The organism is Butyricicoccus faecihominis, from assembly GCF_014648015.1.
GTDB lineage: Bacteria > Bacillota > Clostridia > Oscillospirales > Butyricicoccaceae > Agathobaculum > Agathobaculum butyriciproducens.
In genome coordinates this window covers 37,481-61,271 of record NZ_BMQH01000007.1, presented here as the reverse complement: position 1 = coordinate 61,271, position 23,791 = coordinate 37,481, and the positions used below count along the sequence as shown (strand labels likewise).

Sequence of the window (23,791 nt, the reverse complement as noted above, 5' to 3'; positions counted from 1 at the left end):
CATGTATAACGTAAAACTCTACAACAAGATCTCGAAGGTAGGTCTGGACGATCTCGATCCGGCAAAGTACACCTGCTCCGAGGATTTCACCGATTATGACGCCGTTCTGGTTCGTTCTGCCAAGCTGCATGACGTCGAGTTCCCGAAGAACCTGCGCTGCATCGCGCGTGCAGGCGCCGGTGTCAACAACATTCCGATCGACCGCTGCTCCGAGGAAGGCATCGTAGTCTTCAACACACCGGGTGCAAACGCTAACGCCGTTAAGGAGCTGGTTATCTGCGCACTGCTGCTGGCCTCCCGCAAGGTGGTACAGGGTGCAAACTGGGTTAAGGGCCTCAAGGGCACGCCGGATATCGGTCCTGCTGCAGAGAAGGGCAAGTCCACCTACGCAGGCCCGGAAATCGCCGGCAAGAAGCTGGGCATCATCGGTCTGGGTGCGATCGGCGTTAAGGTTGCAAACGCGGCTGTTGGCCTGGATATGGAGGTCTGGGGCTATGACCCGTACCTGTCGGTTGACGGCGCACTCAAGCTCGACCGCTCGGTCAAGCACGTTACCGAGCTGGACGAGATTTTCGCAAACTGCGACTACATCACCATTCATGTTCCGCTGAACGCTGACACGAAGAACACCATCAGCGCAGAGGCGATCGAGAAAATGAAGGACGGCGTTCGCGTCATCAACCTTGCGCGCGGCGAGCTGGTTGACACCAAGGCAATGGCGAAGGCACTCGAGAGCGGCAAGGTTGCAGCATACGTTTCCGACTTTGCTTCCGACGAGATCCTCGAGCAGGAGAATGCCATCACGCTCCCGCATCTGGGTGCATCCACGCCGGAGAGCGAGGACAACTGCGCTAAGATGGCCGTTTACGAGATTACCGAGTACCTCGAGAAGGGCACCATCCGCAACTCTGTCAACTTCCCGAACCTCAAGGTTCCGTACGAAGGCGGCTACCGCATCTGCATGATCCACAAGAACATCCCGAACATGATCGCGTCCATCACCTCCGCTGTTCGCTGCAACATCGAGAATATGGGCAACCGTTCCAAGGGTGATTATGCGTACACCATCATCGACACCGCAGAGGCTCCCACCGAGGCCAACCTCGATGAGCTGCGTGCGATTGAAGGTATGATCTCTGTCCGCACGATCTGATTGCCATAAAACCGATAAAACCGCTCTGAATGCAGATTCAGAGCGGTTTTTTGTTGCTTTTCTGTGCAAATTGAATATTGTCGAATTTGGTCGAATTTTCGTAGAATATGGAAATGCAGGATAAGACAGCACCGCAGCTTTCATTGTGCGGTGCTGCCGAATACTGCAGGATGACTATTTTTACAGGAGGCTTCTCAATGGAGAACATACGCATTTACGAGGAGGACGGCTACATTCACTTTATTATGCGTCCGGAGGACCTGATGCGGCTGCGCTACTCGACCGAAGCGAGAACGCCGTTTGCAGACTTCATGGACCGCTGGCTGACCCAGATGAAAACGCAGGTGCGCGAAAACACGATGGACGGCTACCGCTACGCATTTGAAAAGCACATCAAGCCGTTTTTCACCGCACGAGGGACAACGCTTGCTACGGCACGGCCGATGGATTTTCGGGATTTTGTCAACCTGAAATTCGATCAGGGGCTTTCACCGACTTCGATCGTTAAGTTCCATTCCATTATGCATAAGTGCCTGAAATACGCGGTAGCACTGCAGATTATCCCGACGAATCCGTCGGATAATGTCATGCTGCCCAAGCGGACGCGCTTTCGAGGACAGGTGTACGACCGGACGCAGATCAACATTTTTCTGGCAGCGGCGCTGCAGTCGCCGGCAGAGGCGGCGTTTGTGCTGGCGGCAACGTATGGTCTGCGCCGCAGCGAGTGCGCCGGTCTGCGCTGGTGTGCCGTGGATTTTCGGGCACGGAGCATGGTCATCAATCATACGGCGGTGCTGTCCTCCGGGCGCGTGATCTACGCGGACAGCGTAAAGACCAAATCCAGCTATCGGACGCTGCCGCTGTCCGACTCGCTCCGGCGGTATCTGACCGATCTGCGCCGCAGACAGAACGCCAACCGCAAAAAGTACGGCAAAGCCTACTGTCAGAGCGATTACGTCTGCTGCCGTGAGGACGGTTCGCCGCTCCGGCCGGATTACATTTCGCGTGAGTTCGAGCGGGTGTGCCGCCGCGCGTGCCTGCCGCGTATCCGGTTTCATGATTTACGGCATTCGGTTGCAACGATTTTGCTGCAGCAGGGCTTTTCGCTCAAGCAGATTCAGGACTGGCTGGGGCATTCCGACATCTCCACCACAGCTAACGTTTACGCGCATGTGCCGTATGTGGAAAAGGTATCCATCGCCAAGAGCGCAACACCGATTATCGGAAACTGATGTGCATTCTGGGAATGTAACATAATCGTAACATTTCGGCGGGTTGTTTCACCATTGTTACACTTTGCCGCCTGACCTTGTATGAGCGTGCGTGATTGCTTATAATGTATATTGTATAAGAATAACAAGGATAGAGAACTTTACACAATATACAGGTGAAGCATATGTTCAAAAAAACACTTTCCGCGCTGGCGGTTGCGTGTGTGATGCTGGTGAGCGCGGCGGCGGCCGGCACCATTTTTCCGGCAGAGTACACCGACATTGACGGCGTGACACGCGCAGGCTATCTGGATGAGGACGGCATGACCGTACTCCCGTTTGCTTACGCACAGGCAGGCGATTTCGCGGACTGCGGACTCGCTGCCGTAGAAAACGAGCAGTGGCAGACGGCGGTGATCGACCGCACGGGCAAGCTCGTCATTGCATATACGGATTCGCCGGTTTCGGTGGATTTTTCGGATACGATGGTTGCGTATCGTTACACTGACCACAGCGTGTATTATGCGACTGACGGCAAGCGCATTGGCTCATATCCGGGCGCGGTCGGCTTCTTTGAGGACGGACTGCTGCTGTGCAGAAATGCGGATACCGGGCTGTATTCCTATGTCAAGCAGGATGGTTCGACTGCTTTTTCGGGCAGCTACCGTAAGGCCGGTGCCTTCTCAAACGGCAGAACGCTTGTGCAGACGCAGGACGGCGATTATCAGGCGATCGACACCAAGGGCACGGTGCTGTACACTCTGCCGAATGACGTAACGCCTTCCTACATGACGATTTACGGCGAGAGCACGGTGGTCGTCACCAACGGCACCAATCAGGCACTGTATTCGCTCTCGGAGGGCAAACTGCTGACCGAGTTTCTGTACAACACCATCTCGGAGTTCCACGACGGCGAAGCAATGGTTCGTCAGATCAACCGCTGGGGCATTATGGATACCACCGGCAAGCTGCTGACGGCGCCGACGTATTACTATCTGTCCTACATGGGTGAGGGGCTGTACGCGGCCCGCAGTGAGGACGGTTCGGTTTCCGCGGTGGATGCGGGCGGCAGTCTGTCTTACCGCACGCTAAGCTACATCAGCGGCTTCTCCGAGCTGCGCTACGGTCTGTCGTGGCACAACACCGCAGACGGCACACTGATTTTCTTCCGCAAGAACGGCGGCTTTGCAGCATCCGTTAAAGAGGCGGAAAACCCGACTATTCTGACCGAAAACGTGGTCTGCGTCACGCAGGACGACACCCGCAAGTATATTGATCTGCGCAGCGGCAAAACACTGTTCGAGCAGCCGAAGTCGTTCGACCTTGGCGGCGGCATCACTGCAAAGACCGTGCATTACGAAAAGTTCATGGGCTATCAGCAGGACGGCACGGAGCATGGATGGGATGTCGATTTTCCGGAGATCAGCGGTCTGAGCGACAAAAAGGTGCAGAACACCATCAACAGCGAAATCCGCTCGTTCTTCCTCAAGGGACCGTCCGTTACCGCCGAGTATGATGCGCTCGAGGGCAGCTACGGTGCGTCTGTGGAAGGCTCGGTGCTCGTTGTCTGGGCCAACTGCGTGAGCGGCAAAGGCGCCGGTTCGTCGGTATGGAATAACTGTCTGGCGTTTGATCTGCACACCGGCACGCAGTACACACTGAACGACCTGCTGACCGGTGACTACATCGAGACGGTCAAGAAGCTGCTGCCGGACGATCATGCGATTTATCTGTACAGCTATCCGCGCATCAGCACGAAAGGCGTAACCTATTTTTACAACGAATACGAGAGCGCTTCCCGCCGAGCTTATACAGAGGAATATCTGCTGACGTTTGAGCAGCTTTCCGATGTACTGAACCAGAACAGCGCGTGCTATAAGGCGTTGATGACGTCGTATTCGCCCAAAGTTTCGGCTGCTGCGACCGGCTACAGCGATGTAAGCAGTACCTGCTGGGCACTGCAGTATATCAATACAGTGACCGAGCGCAAGTTGATGACCGGCGCGAACGGTAAATTCCGTCCGGACGATAAGATCACGGCGGCCGAAGTCTGCACGGCCATCGCGCGTCAGCGCGGTCTGTCCGGCAGCGGCGCACTGCCCGCAGGCGTTCGCGCAGGCGAGTGGTACTCGGATGCGGTCAGCGCGGTGTACGCAAACGGTCTGCTCGAGGGCCTGAGCGATAACTTCCGGCCGACGGCTGCTATGACCCGCGAGGATGCGATGCAGCTTTTTGCAAATTTGCTGCAGGCGGACGGCGCAGCGGCCATGAGTGATGCGGAAACCGCCCAGACGCTGGCGTCTGTCAAGGATGCAGGCTCCATCTTGGCGGACCGCCGAAATGCGGTTGCACTGTGTATGCAGAAGGGTTTGGTGCAGGGCTTCAGCGACGGCACGATCAAGCCGCAGGGTACGTTCACCCGTGCGGAGTTCGCAAAGCTGCTGACGACGATTTAAATTGAAAATGAAGAATGGAGAATGGAAAGTGCTCATGCAGCATTCCATTCTCCATTTTTGTTTAGGCATGAGAAAACCCCAGAGACTACCACTCTCCGGGGTTTTCGCAGCTCATGGCTGTGTCACATCGTTGTTAATAGTTATAGCACCGATCTTGCGATAATGCAAGCACTCCGCCGATTATTTTACCGGAATCGTAGTATCACCGATGGTGACGGACGCCACTTCATCAAGCGGGAGAATGGTATCGAACGTGCCCTGGCGGGTGCAGACGGTGTTGCCGTCATGCGAGTCCATGCTGCCGCCGTTGCCTGGCAGGTCGATTACAGTGCCGTCCTTCTTATTGATAAGCAGTTTTGCAGAAAATGCGTCCCATGTATCGCGGTGGCTGGCGGGTTCCTGACCGCTTTCGGCATTCTCAAACGGTGCTTTGCCATCAACCGTGTAGACAAAGTTATAGCCGATAGGCGAGAGCAGGACTTTATTGATCGTTGCGGTTTTGCCACCTACTTGAATAGACTGACCGGCAGGCAGTTCAACCGCGCTGTTATCGGCCTCCAGCTTGAACTTGAGATGCCAGGTACCGTCGGCGATGGTTTTGGTTTCAGCGCCGTTATCAGTTACTGCTGTCAGGTCGCCGAGCATAATCTTTGCTGTACCACCGGTCGTAACTGCGTCAGTGTACGACATGGTTTCAACATACTGAATGGCATTATCATTCGGATTTTCGTCATAGAAATAGCTACTGCCGATTGCGCCTTGCGCATTCAGGCCGATATTGCTGTCTGCACGATTCCAGTACACATTCAGCAGACCGGTATCCGGGTTTTTCGTGCAGTCGAACGCCGAACCGTCCTCCTTTTCGAGCGTGTAGGAGATAAGGTAGTTGTAGCCATCAAACAGAATCGCATCCGCGGTGACGGTCACGCCGCCCGCCGTATCGCTCGCGCCGATTGGGCGGCCGATCTGGTCGATGATTTCGGTGTCTGCTGTTGGACCGAATACGCCGGCAAATGCGTCGCTCGCGGACTTGAATACGCCTGTTGCACCCGCACCGATGCTCAGCACCAGAGCGGCAGCCACGCCGACCGCCGCGATGCGCGGAAAACGGCGTACACAATGAATGGCAACCGGCTGCTCCGGCTGCTCGGCGGCGGCCATCAGGCGATCGACCATGCGGCTTTTCGCTTCTTCGGAGAAGCGCAGCTCGTCCAGTGCAGAATTATACATTTTGTTATCGTTATACTCTCTGTTCATAAAGATCCCCTCCCAAGGTGGTGCGCAGGCTTTTGCGCCCGCGGCTCAGGTGTGCGGAAACGGCAGACTCGCTCTGACCGAGCAGAGACGCGATTTCGCGCACGGAATAGCCCTCGTAGTAGTGCAGATAGACTGCTTCACGGTATTTGCGCGGCAGCGCCATCACCGCATCGAGCACATCGGAATCCGGTGCGGCAGGCGCGGGTGTCGCGGCAGCGGCTTCCAGACCGACATTGCGCCGGTGCGCGGCGCGCAGGCTGTCCTTGCAGGCGTTGGCGGTCGCGCGGATGATCCACGCTTTTTCGTGTGCCGGACTGTCAAAGGTTTGACCGCCGGTCAGCAGCTTGAGGAAGATATTCTGGCAGATGTCCTCGGCATCGTGCGTGGACTTCAAATAGGTGTAAGCCAGCCGCAGGATTAGGTCGGAGTACGTCTGCACCAGACGTTCGGCGTCCGCCCTGTTAAATTGTTTCATTGGTCTCAGCTCCTTTGGAAAGCAACGTTGTTTCACCTATAATACGATTGAGGATTGCGTATCCTGACAGAGAGGATCAATTTATTATAGGCAATCCCGCATAATTGAACAAGAGCGATTTATGAATACATTTTGTGTTCTGATTGAATTGTGCGGTGTTGCCTATAACATAATTCGTTAGCGGGCACCGTTCCCGCGCGCCGCAGCGTACATCGCCTGCTTTTCGTCAAGCGTAAAACCTTCGATTTTGCAAGGGATAGAAAGACACCTGTCCGTCTGCGCGTTGTTTTTCAACAGAATGCCCAAAAAACACAGGTAAAATTGTAACAAAGTAATTGTTAAAAAATCTACAAATACCCTTTGCAGAAAGCCCTGTTTATGGTATCCTGTTAAAAGAGCACATGCGCTCTGCCGGGAGCGCTCATAAGATAGTACAAAGGGACGACCCGCTCAACGGGTTGCAAAGGAATTCAGGAGGATAAAACAAACTATGGCTATGAGAGGTGTAGAAACCCGTATTCAGGAGATCCGCCACCGCATTTTCACCGAGGTTGCCCGTATGGCGTACCATACCGAGTGGCCGACCGACCGCCGTATCGAAGCACTGCCGTACGATATCATGCCGGGTGAGGTTGGCAACATTCGCAATGATATTTTCCTCGAGCGCGCTATCGTTGGCGAACGCCTGCGTCTGGCGATGGGTCTGCCGTGCCGCAGTGCGGCCGAGCATGCGCCGCTCTCGGATAACATCGAAGCCGCGACCCGAGAGGAGACCTACTACACGCCGCCGCTGATCAATGTTATCAAGTTCGCATGCCATGCCTGCAAGGAAAATGAGGTCATGGTCACGGACGGCTGTCAGGGCTGCATGGCGCATCCGTGCGTTGAGGTATGTCCCAAGGGCGCAGTATCGCTCGATCGCTTCAACGGCCGTTCTGTTATCGATCAGGAGAAGTGCATCAAGTGCGGCCGCTGCATGGATGTCTGCCAGTATCACGCCATCATCCGTCAGGAGCGCCCGTGCGCGGCAGCCTGCGGCATGGATGCCATCCACAGCGACTGCAATGGCAGAGCCGATATTGATTACGAGAAGTGCGTTTCCTGCGGTCAGTGTCTGGTAAACTGCCCGTTCGGCGCGATCGCAGACAAGTCGCAGATCTTCCAGATGATCCGCGCCATTCAGGCGGGCGAGCGTGTCTACGCCGCTGTCGCACCGGCGTTTGTCGGCCAGTTCGGCCCGAAGATGACACCGGGCAAGCTGCGTGCCGCGATGAAGCGCCTCGGCTTTGCGGATATTATTGAGGTCGCGATCGGCGCGGACCTGTGCGCCGCACAGGAGGCCGAGGACTTCGTAGAGGAAGTACCGGAGAAGCTGCCGTTCATGGCGACTTCCTGCTGTCCGGCGTGGTCGATGATGGCAAAGAAGCTGTTCCCGGAACAGGCCAATTGCATCTCGATGGCTCTCACCCCGATGACGCTGACCGCTCGTTTGGTCAAGCACCATCAGCCGGGTGCAAAGGTTGCGTTTATCGGACCGTGCGCGGCAAAGAAGCTCGAAGCAATGCGTTCGGACGTACGAAGCGAGGTCGATTTCGTGCTGACGTTCGAGGAGATGACCGGTATTTTCGCCGCACGCCATATCGACGTGGAAAATCTCAAGGAGGACCCGCACGGCATCAACGATGCATCCACGGACGGCCGTAACTTTGCGGTATCCGGCGGCGTAGCCAAGGCCGTTGTCAACGTCATCAACGAGAAGCACCCGGACCGCGAGATCAAGGTGGCAAACGCCGAGGGTCTGCGCGACTGCCGCAAGCTGCTGATGGCCGCCAAGGCCGGCAAGTACAACGGTTATCTGCTCGAAGGCATGGCATGCCCGGGCGGCTGTGTAGCCGGTGCGGGCACGATGCAGTCCATCAAGAAATCCGCTGCGGTAGTCGGCATGTATGCCAAGCAGGCGGAACACCAGACTGCAACCGGCACGCATCATGTTGCCGAGCTGGATAAGCTGGTTGATTAAAAAATAATGCTATAAAAGCCACTGTATCGACTGATATGGTGGCTTTTCTCTTGAATACAGCAGGTGAATGGTGATGAACAAGTAACTGTTCTGGACAAAAAACTGTATCCGGAGCTGCAGCAGCAGTATTGCGCCGACCCGTCCTTCGGCGTGTGCCCCTGTTACAACGTGGGAGATGAATTTGAATTCTACCGCGATGATGTGCGGGACGATTTCTGGCACATGGGTATCAACACGCTGACCAAAACCACCGGTGATGCTGATGCCGTTGCAGGCGGTCCGAAACTGCCGTTCTGCTCCGAGGTCTGGGATGCGATTTCGTGCTATATCTATACTGGATTGCAGGGCGGCTCGATTATGAAAGGCTGGATGAAGCGCGAAAACGAGATGATAACCTGCTGTTCGGACGAAGCGCGGCTGGTTATCTTCAACATCGAGAGAATCGACTGCGAATAAAATGCAAAAGCGGCAGAGGCTGTGCCTCTGCCGCTTGTTTTTACTTATCCGGAGGCGTAATTGCCACCTTCATTACACCGTCGCGGCGCTTCTCAAACAGATCGTACGCCGCTTCAATCTCATTCAGCGGGAAAATATGCGTGATGAGCGGTGTGGTATCCAGCTGACCGTTTTCAATCAGCCGCAGGATTTCTGCGGTGTCGCAGCCATCCACGCCGCCGGTCTTAAAGATCAGGTTTTTGCCGTACATATCGGGCAGGGGAAGCACCTGCGGCTTGTCATACAGTGCAACAACGGTGACAACGGCGTTCGGACGGGCGCACTCCCATGCAAGACGGAAACTTTCGTTCGAGCCTGCCACCTCGCAGACCACATCCGCGCCGCCGTGCGGGCTGTTCAGCTGCACGAACTCCTGCGCGTGGTTGGGCGTGATGGTGAGCACATCGGGATAGCGCTCGCGCACAAAGCGCAGCCGCGCCGGATCGGGGTCGCAGATGATGATCCTGTGTGGGTGATGCAGCATGGCGCACAGCATGGTGCAGATACCGGTCGGCCCGGCACCGAGGATAAGCACGGTGTCGCCCTGCCGGATCTCGGAAATCCTGGCTGCCCAGTAGCCGGTGGCGAGTACATCGCCGGCAAACAGCGCCTGCCGGTCGGAAACGCGATCGGGAATGACGGTCAGACCCTGATCGGCATACGGCACGCGGACGTACTCCGCCTGACCACCGTCAATCCGGCAGCCGAGTGCCCAGCCGCCGTTGGGATCGGTGCAGTTGTTGACAAAGCCGTGCTGACAGAAAAAGCAGTGTCCGCAGAACGTCTCCACGTTGACGGCTACACGGTCGCCGGGTTTGACGGTTTTGACTGCCGAACCGACCTGCTCGACTACGCCGACCATCTCATGGCCGACCGTAATACCGGGTACGGCACGCGGCACCGAGCCGTGCTTGATGTGCAGATCGCTCGTGCAGATGCTCGACATGGTAACGCGCACTACCGCGTCTCCTACATGCGTGAGAACGGGTTCCGGCTTGTTCTGCAGGGCAAACTCACCCTGTTTTCGATAAGTGTAAGCGAGCATAGTTTACGGCTCCGTTTCGTTAAATGTTGTATCCATTATACGGGAGGGCGAAAAGAAAGTCAAACGGTGTCGATTTTATAAGGTGCCGAGAGTCGGGAAAAACCGCGCCAGAAAGAAAAACAGCACCGGCAGGAAGATTGCAGGCAGCAGGTTGCCGACACGCAGCTTGCTGTTGAAGATAAGATTCAAGCTAATGGCAAAAATCAGCACGGAGCCGACACACGACATTTGACCAATCAAGACATCGGTCAGCCAGGGACGGATGAATCGTGCCATCAATGTAATGCCGCCTTGATAGAAGAAAATCGGCACAATAGACAGGTATACGCCCTTGCCGAGAGATGCGGCGAAGAGAATCGAGGCAACACCATCCAGAATAGCCTTGGCAATCAGCATGGTTGGGTCACCATTCAGACCATCGTTTAATGCACCGACAATTGCCATTGCACCGACACAAAACAGAAGAGATGCGGTAACGAAGCCTTCAACAAATCGGCTGTCCCCTTTGGCAGCAAAGTGTGATTGACAGAATGCACCGAAATCCTCCAGTCGCTGCTCGATATTCAGCGCTTCACCGATGACAGCGCCGAGTGCCAGACAGAGTATAAGCAGCATGGTATGCTGGGTGCCGATTTCGCCATTCTGTATGGTCAATACTTCGCTGAGTGTTCCGCCTATACCGATAAAGCAGGTGGTTAGTCCCAGTCCCTGCATGACCGTTTTTTCAAAGCGTTTCGGCAGACCGTTTTTTAACAGTATACCGATAGTAGTGCCTATAAGCACCGTGCCAACATTTACAATGGTTCCAAGACCAATCATAAAATCCCCTCGTTTCACTTTACAACGCTAAAGTTTATTGTAAAGCAAAATGAGAGGATTGTCAATTCAGCGCAGACAGAACGGCGTTTTGCGGAAATGCCCGCCGCCGATTCTCCGTTCGGGATCGGGAAGCGCAAGCGCAAACAGGTCGTCCGCGAAGGCATCGCGGCAGAGTGCCGCTTGCAGATTTGCGGGCAGCCGTTTTTCCGTTGCCGGTTTGACAATAACGGGCAGGGCAGCCTGCCTGAGCGCTGCACGTCCGCGCACGCCGAGTGCCAGCACGCGCAGATAAGCAGGGGAGACGGGTGCGTCTGCCTCCACACCGAGCACAGCCCGCAGGAGCGCTCGCCGCACACGAGCCGCCGGAAACCGCCGCGTTCGAGCCTTTTCTACAGCATCCGAGAACGAATGTGCCGTATAGACCGCCTTGCGGAGCCGCTCGTCAAAGCCGTCTGCCGAGCCGGTCCGCAGTCTGCCCTGATAGAGTGCCGTCCGCAGCAGCGCGAGCAGTGTGTCCTCCGGCAGAGCAACCGGCGCTTCACCGCAATCTGCGGCCTTCTTCCACACGGCGCGAGCCGCAGGCGGCAGGAACGGTGCGCAGAACGCGAAATCGCCGTCTCGCAAATGCGTTCGCAGCAGACTCGCCGAGGCAAAGCCGCTGTGCGGCGCACGCGCATCGTGGGCCGCGCCCTGCCGGAGCACCGCAAGCGGGCGCATCCCGAGCGGGAGCAGAAAGCGGCAGTATTCTACGGCAAGCGTGTTGTTTGGGTTGTCTAAAAGAGCTGCCGCCTGTTTGTGAACTTTCGCTAATTCCTCCTGTCGTCTGGCGGCGTAGGACAGGTGCGGAGAGCCGGATTCCCCCTCCATCGGCAGGCTGTTCAGGAGTTCTGCCGCCTGTAAAAGCAAATCCGCATCCGCAGTCTCCGCGCCGAACGACACCATGCCGCACCCGAGTGCGTGCAGCGTCTGCACCGCACCCTTGGCGAAGCCCTCCGCCGAGGACAGCGCCGCCGCAAGCGGCAGTTCAACCACGAGGTCAGCGCCGCAGCGCACGGCCATTTCGGCACGCGCGTACTTATCCAGCACGGCAAAATCGCCGCGCTGGACGAAATTGCCGCTCATCACGCACACAATCACGGCGTTTTCGCCGAGGCTGCGCCGGGTTTCGGCAATATGGTGCAGATGCCCCGTGTGAAACGGATTATACTCGGCGGTGATGCCGCATACGGTCATGACGGTGCTCCTTTCAGTGAGATGACAGCGGTCTGCAAGGTAAAAACCTCGAAAAAGGGGTTGTACATTTGCAAAGAATCGTGTAGAATAAAAATATAGCATTATTATATAGGCTTCCGCGGCTTTATGCAAGCCGCCAAATACGGCATAAGGGAGTTTTCACAAATGAAAGTATTGGTAATCAACGCTGGCAGTTCTTCGCTGAAGTACCAGCTGCTCGACACCGAGTCGGGCGAGGTAATGGCGAAGGGCCTGTGCGAGCGCATCGGCATCGACGGTGTGCTGACCCACACCGGCAACAAGTCCGATGAGAAGTTCAAGTTTGACATCGCAATGCCCACCCACAAGGAAGCGATCCAGTCTGTTATCAACATTCTGCTCGATCCGGAAAAGGGTGTAATCTCCTCCATGAGCGAGATCGACGCAGTAGGTCACCGCGTTGTACACGGCGGCGAGTTCTTCTCGGACAGCGTTATCATCACCGAGAAGGTCATCAAGGCTATCGAGGACTGCGTACCGCTGGCACCGCTTCATAATCCGCCTAACCTGACCGGCATCGAGGCTTGCCGCGAGGTTATGGGTCCGGACGTTCCGATGGTTGCAGTATTCGATACTGCATTCCACCAGACCATGCCGCAGTCCCACTACATGTACGCTGTACCGTACGAGTACTACGAGAAGTACAAGATTCGTCGTTACGGCTTCCACGGCACCAGCCACAAGTACGTTTCTCAGCAGGCTGCTGAGATGCTCGGTCGTCCGCTCGAGGAGCTGCGCCTGATCACCTGCCACCTCGGCAATGGTTCTTCCATCTGCGCAATCAACGGCGGCAAGAGCTTCGATACCTCCATGGGCTTCACTCCGCTGGACGGTCTGCCGATGGGCACCCGTGCCGGCAACATCGACCCGGCTATCATCGAGTTCCTGGCTGAGCACGAGCACATGGACGCACACGAGGTCATCAATATCCTGAACAAGAAGTCCGGTATGCTGGGTATCTCCGGCGTATCCTCCGACTTCCGTGATCTGGACGCTGCAGTTGCTGACGGCAACGCGCGTGCTGCTCTGGCGAAGGATATGTTCAACCTGTCCGTTAAGAAGATCATCGGTTCCTACGTTGCTGAGATGGGCGGCGTAGACGCTATCATCTTCACCGCAGGCGTAGGTGAGAACGACCGTTCGGTTCGCTGGGATGTCTGCGAGCACCTCGAGTACCTCGGCATCAAGATCGATCCGGAGAAGAACAAGTACCGCGGCAAGCAGATGGATATCTCCATCGACTGGGCACGCGTTCGCGTTCTGGTTATTCCGACCAACGAGGAGCTTATGATCGCCAAGGATACCGAGCGTCTGGTAAACGAGGCCAAGGCTCAGTAAGCCTTTCGTCAATTAGACAAATATGGGGGCGGAGCATAGGCTCCGCCTCTGTTTTTGCCCGGAGAGGAAACTTTTATGGAGCAAATTGATATCCCGCAGGAGCGCCGCTACTGCTCGAAGCTGGGATTTTCCGTGCTGGCGATCATGCTGTGGTCGATCCTTTGGCAGTTCGGCCTGTACTGGCTGGATGGCTGGATTCTGCCGTTCCGCATGCAGGAAACGCTGTATTATCTGCTGCTGCTCGTCGGACATTATGCGGTATCGCTGCCGATTGTGTTCTGTTTGTGGCGCAAAACACCGCCGATGCCGTTCTGCAGGGAGCGGGCAGGCGCAAAGCGCATGGGCCGGTGGTTTGTCATCGGCTGTGCGCTGATGTGGCTCGGTTCGCTCATCGGCACGAATATCAACGACATGGTCTACGCTCTGACCGGACGTGATCCGGTCGGCATGGTGGACGAGAGCTTTTCGCAGATGCCGATGGCTGCTGTTGTTCTCGGTGCCTGCATCATCGGTCCGCTGTGTGAGGAGCTAGTGTTCCGCGGTCTGCTGGCCGGCCGTCTTGCGCGGTACGGGCAGAAGCCGGGCGCCTTCATTTCTGCACTGCTGTTCGGCCTGTATCACGCCAATCTGGAGCAGTTTTTCTACGCCTTTGCGCTCGGTCTGCTGCTGTCCTACGCGTACTACCGCACCGGACTGCTGCGCACCTCGGTGCTGCTGCACATGCTGTTCAACATCATCGGCTCGGTGGTGCCCATGCTGCTGCCGGAGACGATGGCAGCGCAGTCGGCGCTCGGTCTGTTCTGGATGGCGATGCTGGTGATCGGCATGATCCTGCTCGTTCGCGGCAGAAAACAGCAGGTCTGGCTGCACGGACCCTGTGCGCCGTCGCTTAAAGCCGTTTTGCAGAATGCAGGCATGTTTCTGCTGATCGTCGCCTGCTTTGTACAGACCGTGTTCAATTATCTATAAGGAGGAACGTCCATGCGGGTAGACCTGCATATGCACACCGGATATTCAGCTGACGCCCAGTATCCGCAGTCCATCGACGATAAAATTCACGCCTGCGAGCAGGCCGGACTGGATATCATCGGCATTACCGATCATCTGGATTTTCTGCGTTCGGGCGGCACGCGCGACAACCGTAACCCGGAAGCCTGTGCGCGCGAGGTATGGGAAAAGCGCCGTCCGGCAGGGAACGGCGGTATTGAGGTTCTGGCGGGTATGGAAATCGGCCAGCTGCACGCCACACCGGATGCGGACGATTTTGTCCGCACGCATCCGTTCGATATGGTCATCGGCTCGCTGCATGCCATGCCGAACGATCTGGATATCTACTTTCACGACTTTCCCAATATGGACTGCGACAAGTTCCTGCACGAGTATTTCGATCAGCTGCTGCTGCTCGAGGAGCACGGCGGCTTTGACGTGCTGGCGCACATTGATTATCCGCTGCGTGTGATGAAGCACGGCGACTATATCCCGTCGTTTGACAATTATATGGACCGCGTCCAGCAGGTGCTGCGCTCGTGCATCGACCACGGCTATGCGCTTGAGCTGAATGCTGCCGGCATTGCGGGCTGGCAGAAAAAGGTTGGTCCACCGCAGAATATTCTGTACGAATACAAGCGCATGGGCGGCGAGCGCATCTCGATCGGCTCGGATTCGCACACGCTGGACACCGTGGCGCGCGGCGTAGACGACTGCGTGAAGAATGCACTCGACGCAGGCTTTACCCACGTTACCGTGTTCCGTGAGCGCAAACCGGTGCAGATCGCACTGAAATAAATGTAGAGGCTGAAACAACATGCTTTTTAGACGAAAACAGGAAATTACACACGCGGATACGACTGTTCGTGCCCGTGCAAAGATCAACTTGACGCTCGACGTCACCGGACGGCGGGAGGACGGCTACCACACGGTGGAGATGGTCATGCAGTCGATCGCGCTGCACGATACCGTGCGCGTTACCACCATCCACGGCGAGAAAAAGCCGCGCGGCATCGTGCTGAGCTGCAGCCTGCCGTTTCTGCCGACCGACGAGCGCAATCTGGCGTACCGTGCGGCGGAGCTGTTCTACAAGGAGACCGGCGCACTGCTCGAAACCTGCGAGATTCACATCGAAAAGCGCATTCCGGTTGCGGCAGGTCTGGCGGGCGGCTCGACGGATGCGGCGGCTGTGCTGCGTGCGCTCAACGCATTGCATACAGCCGGTCTGACCGACGACGAGCTGTGCGAGATGGGACTTAAACTGGGTGCCGATGTGCCGTTCTGCCTGCGCGGCGGCACCATGCTGGCGCAGGGCATCGGCGAGGAGCTGAGCCTGCTGCCCGATATGCCGCACTGCTGGGTCGTACTGTGCAAGCCGCCGTTTGCGGTGCCGACCAAGGAGGTCTATCAGGAGATCGACAGCGTGGATATCCTCGAGCATCCGGACAACAAGGGTATGATGGCTGCGCTCGATCAGGGAGATTACGAGGGCGTGTGCGCGTATCTGTCCAACGTGATGGAGACCGTTACGGCGGCAAAACGCCGTCAGATCGGCGAAATCAAGTCGTTTCTCGCAGAAAACGGTGCGGACGGTACGCTGATGAGCGGCTCCGGCCCGACCGTGTACGGCCTGTTCTCGGATGAGAGCCGCGCCAAAACGGCAGCGAAAATGCTGCGTCGCCGTTTCGCAGATACATTCCTGACGGAAACCTGCAATTAAACGAGTATAGAAAGCCGCCTTTCGGGCATACTGGGTACACCGGATGCAGAAAGGCGGTTTTGTTATGCAGAAACAGGATAGAAAGGCACTCGCGGCAGTGCTGACAGCGGTTCTTGTGCTGTTCTGGTCGGCGTTTGCGCCGCAGAGTCCTCGTGCGGCATGGTGGTGTACGGCGTTCTCCATCACCTGCGAGGAGGCGGCAGGTGAGAGCAGAACAGGCAGCGACCGGGTGGAATTTCGGTCACTTCTGGCAGACTTGCTGCTTCACAAAGATAACACTTAACTTTTCAGTCGCTCTATGGTATAATGACACAGTGAAACACGAAATTCATTTGCCAACGGAGGAAATTTATGAAGATCATTAACGAAAAGGGCAAGCTGTTCGGCATCATCAATGTTGTCGATCTGCTGGTGCTGGTCGCTGCGATCGCTGTCGTAGCCGGTGTCGGCTACAAGCTGTTTGCCAAGCAGATCAAGGAGGTTGCGTCTCCGCAGGTCTCCCTGACGATGACCGTCCGCGTACGCGGTGCAACGCCGTTCCTGGTAAACGAGGTGCAGCGCAACAGCCAGGTAGGCAAGTCGCTGGTAAACGGCAACAGCTATGTCAATGCGCAGATCACCGACATGAAGATCGATGATTACAATCAGCAGGTTACCACCGCTGACGGCCGCATTGTAACGGCAACCGATCCGGAGAAGAAAGATCTGGTATTCACCATCACGACCAAGGTTTCCAAGGGCACGCCTGCACCGGCCATCGGTACGCAGGAGGTGCGCGCAGGCCGTACATTCATTGTAAAGACCAACGATTTTGAGACGACCGGCAACATTGATTCGGTCGATATTGCGGATAATTAAAGCCTATGAAAGCGTTATTTGAAAACAGTCTGTTCGTGCGGCTGTTGATGTGTCTGCGCGCATGGTACCACGAGGGCGCTATCGCGGGATTCTTTAACCGTATCCGGCAGGCGTACCCAAGCTCGGTGTTCTGCCTTTTGTGGAATAAATTCTGCGCGGCACCGATATGTACCTCGGCGAACAGCATCTATGCGCGAATTCTGGCAGCGCTGCGCCGGTTTGTCGAAAAGCTGGGCGGAATTGCGGCAAACAGCCTGATCTACCGCATCTGCCTTGCTGTCTGGCGGCCGATTGAGCGTGTTGCAGGCGGCGGCCTGATCGGCAGAGCCTGCAGGTTCGTCGGCATGCGCGGTCTGCTGCTGATTTGTCTGGCGATGTATCTGCCGCTCGATTCCGCTGTCCGCTGGGTGTCGGACGCCGGTTATCTGCCGTCGTTTGTGGCATCCGTGTGGGATGAGTGTCTGATGCTTGCTGCATTTGCGTACATCCTGTGGCACATGGCGATGAAGCGTGCGCCGCTCGGCTCGCGTGCTACGCCGGTGGACGCATATCTGCTGCTGTTCATCGCGGTCGGCTTTTTCCTGATGTGTGCGGTTTCTCCGAATACGCATATCGCGGTAGCGGGCTACCGTGCGGTTGTGGAGTACCTGTTCTGGTTCTTCCTCGTCACCCGCCTGATTGAGAACGACCGCGATTTCGCGGTATTCTACGGTGCGCTCGTCGTGATGGCACTCTGCATTGCGGCGCACGGCATTTATCAGTATATCGTAGCCGCGCCGATCCCGTCGAGCTGGGTCTCTCAGACCGAGGCCAGCGTGCGTACGCGTGTGTACTCGCTCACCGGCAGCCCGAATATCATGGGCAGTCTGCTGGTGCTGTTTGCCCCGATGGTGGCAGGACTTGCATATTACAGCAGTAAAATGTGGGTCAAGGTGCTGGCCATCTGCGCGACCGGCATGATGTGTCTGAGCTGCATTTTCACCTTCTCCAAGGGTGCCTGGGGCGGTCTGGCAGTAGCCGTTGTGATTTTCGCCATCTTTCTGGACCGTCGTTTGATCGCGCTGATGGGCGTGGCCGGTGTCGGTGCACTGCTGGCAATCCCGTCTATTGCGAACCGCATCACTTATCTGTTTACTGCAGATTACCTTGCAGCAAGCCGCCGCGCAGGTCGTGTCATTCGCTGGTCCAAGGGTCTCAAGCTGCTGCAGGAGAGCAATCCGGTGCTCGGCTTCGGCCTCGGCCGCTTCGGCGGCGCGGTTGCCATGCAGAACAAGGTCATCGAGGAGACCAAGGATTTCTCCTACTTCTACATGGATAACTATTATCTGAAAACGCTGGTTGAGATGGGTTATCTCGGTCTGGCGTTCTTCATCCTGCTGCTGTTCGGTCTGGTGCTGTGGAGCCTGCGCTCGATCGGCCGTACCGGCTACACCAAGGGCGACCGCACGCGCGTGCTGGCGGTTTCTATGTTCGCAGGTATGTGCGGCGTGCTGGTGCACTGCTACTTCGAGAATATCTTCGAGGTGCCGTATATGATGGCGTATTTCTGGAGCATGGCGGCAGCGGTTATGTACCTCGGGTACTTCCGAAAACGAAAAACCTGATTTTTTAGAGAACCTTCGTGAGAGGGTTCTCTTTTTTTCTCGGCACCGACTCAGCGGGGCACACGAACCGCGTTAGCGTGTTCGCCCCTGACGGGCGGGGAGTTTTTCGCTTAACCTCAGCGAGGGGAGTACGCCGTCTGCGGCGGCGGGAACGTGCCGCGCCACGCGGCGGGGCAAGAGGGTAGACACCTGCGGTTTCTACCCTCTTAACTCCCGTTTCCCTTTATTTCTTAGTCTGGCGCAGATTGCCGACATGTGACCGCTTCGAAATGGGGGAACGGCAGAGGATTTTTTCTACCGTAGGGGAGCACAGTGTGCTCCCATGTCCCGACATATTCGCAGCGTCAGATAAATTACTGCTACACATGTGGGTTCATCTACGCAGAGCGCGGCATAACCGTGCCGCACAACTCTTTAACGTGTTATACCGCACGGCATCTGCGAATTTAGGTGTTTGGTACAATTTATCTTCGTAGGCCCTGTCTATAACAACGCGCTAAAGGATCGCGCGGCACTGCTATGCCGCGCCTGCGAAGACTTTCCGGTCTATGTAGCAGTACGCTGTCTGTGAACTGCGAATAGGTTGCGAAAAACACGGAAGAAAAAATCCTCTGCCGTACTCCTTTTCGCAGCGGTCACATGTAGGTAATCTGCGTCAGATTAGGAAGCAAGGGAAAGGCAGGAGTTCAAAGAGGAAGGGAAACCGCAGGTGTCCCTTCCTTTTTGCCCCTGCGGCGGGCGCCGCACGTTCCTGCGCTCCGCAGAGCGCAAATCCCGCTGAATCACAGGCGAAACCTCGGTTTAACATAGATTTTACTCGAAAACACACACTTTACTTAAACTTAACGAACTCTCGCTTTTGCATTTTACAAAACTTCCGTAAGATAATCTTGTAACAAAAAACGAAGACGAATGTAAAAGGAGAACAAATTATGAAAAAGAGCATTTCCACGCTTCTGGCAGCACTGATGCTGACCGGTGCACTGAGCGGCTGCGGCGGCAGTTCCTCTTCCGATTCTTCGGATTCCCAGGCAAGCGGTAATGACAGCGGCGTATCCGGTGCGATCACCGTTATCTCCCGTGAGGATGGTTCCGGTACGCGCGGCGCGTTCATCGAACTGACCGGTGTAGAGGAGAAGAACGACGCAGGCGAGAAGATCGACAATACCACCGCGGATGCCGAGATCGCCAACAAGACCGATGTTGTACTGACCAGCGTAGCAGGCAACGAGAAGGCTATCGGCTACATTTCCCTCGGTGCGCTGAACGACACCGTAAAGGCTGTCAAGGTAGACGGCGCAGAAGCTACCGTAGATAACGTAAAGGCAGGCACCTACAAGCTGTCCCGTCCGTTCAACATTGCAACCAAGGGCGAGCCGACCGGCGTAGCCAAGGATTTTATCAACTTCATCCTCTCCAAGGAAGGTCAGGCTGTTGTAACCGATAACAAGTACATCGCTGTTGACGACAATGCAGCAGCCTTTACTTCCGACGGTTCCTCCGGACAGATCGCAGTCGGCGGTTCCTCCTCGGTATCCCCGGTTATGGAGAAGCTGATCGAGGCGTACAAGGCTGTAAACCCGAACGCAAGCATCGACCTGCAGACCTCTGACTCCACCTCCGGCATGACCGGCACGATGGACGGCACCTTTGCCATCGGCATGGCATCCCGCGAGCTGAAGGACGACGAGGCTGCACAGCTTACCGGCACCGCCATCGCACTTGACGGCATCGCAGTAGTCGTAAACCCGGCGAACACCATTGACGACCTGTCTATGGATCAGATCAAGGGTATCTATGTCGGCGACATCACCGACTGGGGCGACCTCGCGTAAGCGAATTCACAGACTGATAAAACAGGGCGAAGCGATTCGCCCTGTGCCTATATAGGAGATAGATTTATGAAAAACCTTCGGGAAAACCTGATGCACATGGTATTTTTTCTCTGTGCACTGACCTCCATCTTTGCGGTGGTGCTCATCTGTATTTTCCTGTTTGCGAACGGTGTGCCTGCCATGAAGGAGATTGGCCTGCTGGACTTCCTCACAGGCGCGAAGTGGAAGCCGGGCAACGACATTTACGGCATCCTGCCGATGATCCTCGGCAGCCTGTACATCACCGCCGGTGCGATCGTTATCGGCGTGCCGATCGGTCTGCTGACCGCGGTATTCATGGCATTCTACTGTCCGAAAAAGCTGTACGGTCTGCTTAAGCCGTGCACCGAGCTGCTGGCCGGTATTCCGTCCATCGTATACGGCTTCTTCGGCATGGTCATTATCGTACCGGCAGTCCGTGCGGTGGCAGGCGTGTTCGGCGCGGATATCTCCGGCTCGTCCATTCTGGCGGCGTCCATCCTGCTCGGCATTATGATTCTGCCGACCATCATTGGCGTGTCCGAAGCGGCGCTGCGTGCGGTTCCGATGAGCTACTACGAGGGCGCCGTCGCCATGGGCGCACGGCATGAGCGTGCCATATTCACGGTTATGGTACCGGCTGCCAAGTCCGGCGTGCTGGCTGGCATCGTGCTCGGCATCGGCCGCGCCATCGGCGAGACCATGGCGGTTATCATGGTAGCGGGCAACCAGCCGCGGTTGACCGGCAGCATGCTCAAGGGCATCCGCACCATGACGGCAAACATCGTGCTTGAGATGGGCTACGCCACCGGCCTGCACCGTGAGGCGCTTATTGCGACCGGCGTTGTGCTGTTCGTATTCATTCTGCTCATCAATCTGGCATTCTCGGTTCTCAAAAGGAGGAAGGAAGCATGACAAGAGAAGCTGTCTCTGCTGCAAAACCGGCAGTGCGCGCACAGGCAAAGACCGGAAAGGTGCACGGCGCCGCATCTGCGGCTGTGCTCAAGGGTCTGGTGTACGGTGCGGCTGTGCTGACCTTTGCGGTGTTGCTGTTCCTGCTCGGCTATATTCTGGTGACGGGCATTCCGCATCTCAAGCCGTCGCTGTTCCAGTGGAATTATACCTCTGAGAACGTCTCGATGATGCCTGCCATCCTCACTACGGTTGAAACGACCGCGCTGGCACTGCTGTTGGCCGTGCCGCTCGGCCTGTTCACCGCCGTGTACCTGAATGAGTACGCCAAGCGCGGCAACAAGCTGGTAAACGTCATCCGCATCACGACCGAGACGCTTTCCGGCATTCCGTCCATCGTGTACGGCCTGTTCGGCATGCTGTTCTTCGTCACTAGGCTGCACTGGGGATACTCGCTGCTGGCCGGTGCGATGACGCTGGCGATCATGATCCTGCCGCTCATCATGCGTACCGCTGAGGAAGCACTGATAGCGGTTCCGGATTCCTACCGCGAAGGCTCGTTCGGTCTGGGTGCCGGACGTCTGCGCACGGTATTCCGCATCGTGCTGCCTGCTGCGGGTCCCGGCATTCTGTCCGGTGTTATCCTTGGTATCGGCCGCATCGTCGGTGAGACCGCGGCGCTCATCTTTACCGCAGGCACCATGGCACAGATTCCCGGCCTGTTCCAGTCCGGCCGTACGCTGGCCATCCACATGTATGTGCTCTCGGGTGAGGCGCTGCACATGAACGAGGCAAATGCTACCGCAGTCGTTCTGCTGCTGGTGGTCCTGCTGATGAATATGCTTTCCGCTCTGGCAGCGAAAAAGCTGACCAAGAAGTAAAGGGAGAATGAACATGGAAAATAAGATCGAAATTCACAATATGAATCTGCATTACGGCGATTTTCACGCCCTGCACGATATCAATCTGGATATCAAGGAGAATGAGATCACCGCATTCATCGGACCGTCCGGCTGCGGCAAGTCTACGCTGCTGCGTTCGCTCAACCGCATGAACGATCTGGTGGAAAACTGCCGTATCACGGGCGATATCATGCTTGACGGTCAGGATATCTACAAGAACTGTGACGTCAATCTGCTGCGCCGCCGTGTCGGCATGGTATTCCAGAAGCCGAATCCGTTCCCGATGTCGATTTATGATAACATCGCCTACGGTCCGCGCACGCACGGCATCAAGAGCCGTGTGCAGCTTGACGAGATCGTTGAAACCTCGCTCAAGCGTGCTGCTATCTGGGAGGAGACCAAGGATAACCTCAAAAAATCCGCGCTGTCCATGTCCGGCGGTCAGCAGCAGCGTATCTGCATCGCGCGTGCGCTTGCCGCAGACCCGGAGGTGCTGCTGATGGACGAGCCGACCTCTGCGCTTGATCCGATCTCCACCGCGAAGATCGAGGACCTTGTGCTCGAGCTCAAAAGGGATTATACTATCGTTATGGTAACGCATAATATGCAGCAGGCCACCCGTGTTTCGGATACGACTGCATTCTTCCTGCTTGGCGACATGATCGAAGTGGATGACACCGAAAAGCTGTTCTCCATGCCGTCGGACAAGCGCACGGAAGACTACATTACGGGGAGGTTCGGCTAATGAGAAACCGTTTTGACAATCAGCTTGCGGAGATGAACAATGAGCTGATCTCGATGGGAGCACTGTGCGAAAACGCAATCGCCAGTGCGGTAAAGGCTCTGCTTGAGGGCGATATCAAGCTGGCGGCGGCCGCCATCCGCATCGATCAGGAGATCGACCGCAAAGAACGCGAAATCGAGTCCATGTGTCTCAAGCTGCTGCTGCAGCAGCAGCCGGTGGCAAGCGATCTGCGTCTGATCTCTTCCGTGCTGAAAATGATCACGGATATCGAGCGTATCGGCGATCAGGCAAGCGATATTGCGGAGATTGTAACGTATCTGTCCGGTGCGTGCGGTCACAACACGCATATCGACCAGATGGCGCAGGCAACCATTAAAATGGTGACCGACAGCCTGGACGCGTTTGTCCGCCGTGACCTGACCCTTGCATGGAGCGTTATTGAATATGATGACGTGGTAGACCGCCTGTTTGACGAGTGCAAGAGCGACCTCATCGCGGAGATCGCGCAGAACCCGGAGGACGGCGAGCGCGTACTCGATGTGCTGATGATCGCCAAGTATCTGGAGCGTATCGGTGACCATGCAACCAATATTGCCGAATGGGTGGAGTTTTCCATCACCGGCTCGCATAAAAGCGCAATGCACGGCGCGGAAGCGGCGGCGCGCTGAC

22 protein-coding genes are annotated in these 23,791 nt (G+C 56.4%); 17 read left to right on the top strand and 5 right to left on the bottom strand.

Annotated elements, in window-relative coordinates:
• Nucleotide 1 precedes the first annotated feature (1 nt).
• The 3 genes from IEY11_RS08220 (at nucleotide 2) to IEY11_RS08210 (ending at nucleotide 4,820) form a co-directional block, all read left to right on the top strand.
• A complete protein-coding gene (locus tag IEY11_RS08220; protein ID WP_118478010.1) occupies nucleotides 2-1,153 on the top strand; it encodes a 3-phosphoglycerate dehydrogenase family protein in 1,152 nt (383 codons plus the stop codon).
• Nucleotides 1,154-1,350: 197 nt separating this feature from the next.
• The gene (locus tag IEY11_RS08215) at nucleotides 1,351-2,385 is read left to right on the top strand and encodes a tyrosine-type recombinase/integrase (RefSeq protein WP_188886274.1); all 1,035 of its coding nucleotides are present in this window, start codon (nucleotides 1,351-1,353) and stop codon (nucleotides 2,383-2,385) included.
• A 164-nt stretch (nucleotides 2,386-2,549) separates the two neighbouring features.
• On the top strand, nucleotides 2,550-4,820 hold the full coding sequence (locus IEY11_RS08210) for an S-layer homology domain-containing protein (RefSeq protein ID WP_188886273.1): 2,271 nt from the start codon (nucleotides 2,550-2,552) through the stop codon (nucleotides 4,818-4,820).
• A 180-nt stretch (nucleotides 4,821-5,000) separates the two neighbouring features.
• Here the strand turns inward: IEY11_RS08210 and IEY11_RS08205 are convergent, their stop codons facing one another.
• Nucleotides 5,001-6,077 carry a DUF4179 domain-containing protein gene (locus IEY11_RS08205; RefSeq protein WP_188886272.1) on the bottom strand — a complete coding sequence of 359 codons (1,077 nt, stop codon included), beginning with the start codon at nucleotides 6,075-6,077 and terminating at the stop codon, nucleotides 5,001-5,003.
• Nucleotides 6,061-6,552 (bottom strand): RNA polymerase sigma factor, encoded by a 492-nt coding sequence (locus tag IEY11_RS08200; RefSeq protein WP_188886271.1) that lies wholly within the window; start codon nucleotides 6,550-6,552, stop codon nucleotides 6,061-6,063. Before IEY11_RS08200 ends, IEY11_RS08205 begins: the two co-directional genes overlap by 17 nt.
• 496 nt (nucleotides 6,553-7,048) lie before the next feature.
• Between IEY11_RS08200 and IEY11_RS08195 the strand changes: the two genes are divergently transcribed.
• Complete coding sequence (locus IEY11_RS08195) at nucleotides 7,049-8,572, top strand: 4Fe-4S dicluster domain-containing protein (protein WP_188886311.1); 1,524 nt, start codon at nucleotides 7,049-7,051, stop codon at nucleotides 8,570-8,572.
• 63 nt (nucleotides 8,573-8,635) lie between these two features.
• Nucleotides 8,636-9,028 (top strand): TIGR04076 family protein, encoded by a 393-nt coding sequence (locus tag IEY11_RS08190; protein WP_118728779.1) that lies wholly within the window; start codon nucleotides 8,636-8,638, stop codon nucleotides 9,026-9,028.
• A 40-nt stretch (nucleotides 9,029-9,068) separates the two neighbouring features.
• Here IEY11_RS08190 and IEY11_RS08185 read toward each other — a convergent pair whose 3' ends face one another.
• The 3 genes from IEY11_RS08185 to IEY11_RS08175 all read right to left on the bottom strand — a co-directional run bounded on the left by IEY11_RS08185 (nucleotide 9,069) and on the right by IEY11_RS08175 (nucleotide 12,164).
• Entirely contained in the window at nucleotides 9,069-10,112 is a 1,044-nt protein-coding gene (locus IEY11_RS08185) for an alcohol dehydrogenase (RefSeq protein ID WP_118728780.1), read from the bottom strand.
• A gap of 75 nt (nucleotides 10,113-10,187) precedes the next feature.
• On the bottom strand, nucleotides 10,188-10,931 hold the full coding sequence (locus tag IEY11_RS08180; RefSeq protein ID WP_118728781.1) for a DUF554 domain-containing protein: 744 nt from the start codon (nucleotides 10,929-10,931) through the stop codon (nucleotides 10,188-10,190).
• A 66-nt stretch (nucleotides 10,932-10,997) separates the two neighbouring features.
• Nucleotides 10,998-12,164 carry a tRNA(Met) cytidine acetate ligase gene (locus IEY11_RS08175; protein WP_188886270.1) on the bottom strand — a complete coding sequence of 389 codons (1,167 nt, stop codon included), beginning with the start codon at nucleotides 12,162-12,164 and terminating at the stop codon, nucleotides 10,998-11,000.
• A 165-nt stretch (nucleotides 12,165-12,329) separates the two neighbouring features.
• Between IEY11_RS08175 and IEY11_RS08170 the strand changes: the two genes are divergently transcribed.
• From IEY11_RS08170 to phoU, 12 genes are all read left to right on the top strand, one after another.
• The gene (locus IEY11_RS08170) at nucleotides 12,330-13,541 is read left to right on the top strand and encodes an acetate/propionate family kinase (RefSeq protein ID WP_110435410.1); all 1,212 of its coding nucleotides are present in this window, start codon (nucleotides 12,330-12,332) and stop codon (nucleotides 13,539-13,541) included.
• A 75-nt stretch (nucleotides 13,542-13,616) separates the two neighbouring features.
• Complete coding sequence (locus IEY11_RS08165; RefSeq protein ID WP_188886269.1) at nucleotides 13,617-14,510, top strand: CPBP family intramembrane glutamic endopeptidase; 894 nt, start codon at nucleotides 13,617-13,619, stop codon at nucleotides 14,508-14,510.
• A gap of 12 nt (nucleotides 14,511-14,522) precedes the next feature.
• Complete coding sequence (locus IEY11_RS08160; RefSeq protein ID WP_188886268.1) at nucleotides 14,523-15,326, top strand: PHP domain-containing protein; 804 nt, start codon at nucleotides 14,523-14,525, stop codon at nucleotides 15,324-15,326.
• A gap of 19 nt (nucleotides 15,327-15,345) precedes the next feature.
• Nucleotides 15,346-16,248 carry a 4-(cytidine 5'-diphospho)-2-C-methyl-D-erythritol kinase gene (gene ispE, locus IEY11_RS08155; protein WP_117751096.1) on the top strand — a complete coding sequence of 301 codons (903 nt, stop codon included), beginning with the start codon at nucleotides 15,346-15,348 and terminating at the stop codon, nucleotides 16,246-16,248.
• Nucleotides 16,249-16,312: 64 nt separating this feature from the next.
• Nucleotides 16,313-16,531, top strand: a complete 219-nt coding sequence (locus IEY11_RS08150) for a hypothetical protein (RefSeq protein WP_110435406.1) — start codon at nucleotides 16,313-16,315, stop codon at nucleotides 16,529-16,531.
• Nucleotides 16,532-16,599: 68 nt separating this feature from the next.
• Nucleotides 16,600-17,106: a DUF4330 domain-containing protein gene (locus IEY11_RS08145; RefSeq protein ID WP_110435405.1), complete on the top strand. Its 507-nt coding sequence runs from the start codon at nucleotides 16,600-16,602 to the stop codon at nucleotides 17,104-17,106.
• 5 nt (nucleotides 17,107-17,111) lie between these two features.
• On the top strand, nucleotides 17,112-18,710 hold the full coding sequence (locus IEY11_RS08140) for an O-antigen ligase family protein (protein WP_188886267.1): 1,599 nt from the start codon (nucleotides 17,112-17,114) through the stop codon (nucleotides 18,708-18,710).
• A gap of 932 nt (nucleotides 18,711-19,642) precedes the next feature.
• Nucleotides 19,643-20,545, top strand: coding sequence for a substrate-binding domain-containing protein (locus IEY11_RS08135; RefSeq protein ID WP_188886266.1), 903 nt, complete (start codon nucleotides 19,643-19,645; stop codon nucleotides 20,543-20,545).
• Between the two features lie 66 nt (nucleotides 20,546-20,611).
• On the top strand, nucleotides 20,612-21,478 hold the full coding sequence (pstC, locus tag IEY11_RS08130) for a phosphate ABC transporter permease subunit PstC (protein WP_118284621.1): 867 nt from the start codon (nucleotides 20,612-20,614) through the stop codon (nucleotides 21,476-21,478).
• Nucleotides 21,475-22,356, top strand: coding sequence for a phosphate ABC transporter permease PstA (gene pstA, locus IEY11_RS08125; protein ID WP_188886265.1), 882 nt, complete (start codon nucleotides 21,475-21,477; stop codon nucleotides 22,354-22,356). Before pstC ends, pstA begins: the two co-directional genes overlap by 4 nt.
• Nucleotides 22,357-22,369: 13 nt before the next feature.
• Complete coding sequence (pstB, locus tag IEY11_RS08120) at nucleotides 22,370-23,122, top strand: phosphate ABC transporter ATP-binding protein PstB (RefSeq protein WP_188886264.1); 753 nt, start codon at nucleotides 22,370-22,372, stop codon at nucleotides 23,120-23,122.
• The gene (phoU, locus tag IEY11_RS08115) at nucleotides 23,122-23,790 is read left to right on the top strand and encodes a phosphate signaling complex protein PhoU (protein WP_116704734.1); all 669 of its coding nucleotides are present in this window, start codon (nucleotides 23,122-23,124) and stop codon (nucleotides 23,788-23,790) included. The genes pstB and phoU overlap by 1 nt, the downstream gene beginning before the upstream one ends.
• Nucleotide 23,791 lies beyond the last annotated feature (1 nt).

Bases quoted from the DNA above. Each gene is read 5' to 3' on its own strand.
- IEY11_RS08145 (WP_110435405.1), top strand. From the start codon at position 16,600: ATGAAGATCATTAACGAAAAGGGCAAGCTGTTCGGCATCATCAATGTT.
- pstC (WP_118284621.1), top strand. From the start codon at position 20,612: ATGAAAAACCTTCGGGAAAACCTGATGCACATGGTATTTTTTCTCTGT.
- phoU (WP_116704734.1), top strand. From the start codon at position 23,122: ATGAGAAACCGTTTTGACAATCAGCTTGCGGAGATGAACAATGAGCTG.
- IEY11_RS08205 (WP_188886272.1), bottom strand. From the start codon at position 6,077: ATGAACAGAGAGTATAACGATAACAAAATGTATAATTCTGCACTGGAC.
- IEY11_RS08170 (WP_110435410.1), top strand. From the start codon at position 12,330: ATGAAAGTATTGGTAATCAACGCTGGCAGTTCTTCGCTGAAGTACCAG.
- IEY11_RS08135 (WP_188886266.1), top strand. From the start codon at position 19,643: ATGAAAAAGAGCATTTCCACGCTTCTGGCAGCACTGATGCTGACCGGT.
- IEY11_RS08160 (WP_188886268.1), top strand. From the start codon at position 14,523: ATGCGGGTAGACCTGCATATGCACACCGGATATTCAGCTGACGCCCAG.
- IEY11_RS08185 (WP_118728780.1), bottom strand. From the start codon at position 10,112: ATGCTCGCTTACACTTATCGAAAACAGGGTGAGTTTGCCCTGCAGAAC.
- IEY11_RS08140 (WP_188886267.1), top strand. From the start codon at position 17,112: ATGAAAGCGTTATTTGAAAACAGTCTGTTCGTGCGGCTGTTGATGTGT.
- ispE (WP_117751096.1), top strand. From the start codon at position 15,346: ATGCTTTTTAGACGAAAACAGGAAATTACACACGCGGATACGACTGTT.
- IEY11_RS08200 (WP_188886271.1), bottom strand. From the start codon at position 6,552: ATGAAACAATTTAACAGGGCGGACGCCGAACGTCTGGTGCAGACGTAC.
- pstA (WP_188886265.1), top strand. From the start codon at position 21,475: ATGACAAGAGAAGCTGTCTCTGCTGCAAAACCGGCAGTGCGCGCACAG.
- IEY11_RS08175 (WP_188886270.1), bottom strand. From the start codon at position 12,164: ATGACCGTATGCGGCATCACCGCCGAGTATAATCCGTTTCACACGGGG.
- IEY11_RS08180 (WP_118728781.1), bottom strand. From the start codon at position 10,931: ATGATTGGTCTTGGAACCATTGTAAATGTTGGCACGGTGCTTATAGGC.
- IEY11_RS08150 (WP_110435406.1), top strand. From the start codon at position 16,313: ATGCAGAAACAGGATAGAAAGGCACTCGCGGCAGTGCTGACAGCGGTT.
- pstB (WP_188886264.1), top strand. From the start codon at position 22,370: ATGGAAAATAAGATCGAAATTCACAATATGAATCTGCATTACGGCGAT.
- IEY11_RS08220 (WP_118478010.1), top strand. From the start codon at position 2: ATGTATAACGTAAAACTCTACAACAAGATCTCGAAGGTAGGTCTGGAC.
- IEY11_RS08165 (WP_188886269.1), top strand. From the start codon at position 13,617: ATGGAGCAAATTGATATCCCGCAGGAGCGCCGCTACTGCTCGAAGCTG.
- IEY11_RS08195 (WP_188886311.1), top strand. From the start codon at position 7,049: ATGAGAGGTGTAGAAACCCGTATTCAGGAGATCCGCCACCGCATTTTC.
- IEY11_RS08215 (WP_188886274.1), top strand. From the start codon at position 1,351: ATGGAGAACATACGCATTTACGAGGAGGACGGCTACATTCACTTTATT.
- IEY11_RS08210 (WP_188886273.1), top strand. From the start codon at position 2,550: ATGTTCAAAAAAACACTTTCCGCGCTGGCGGTTGCGTGTGTGATGCTG.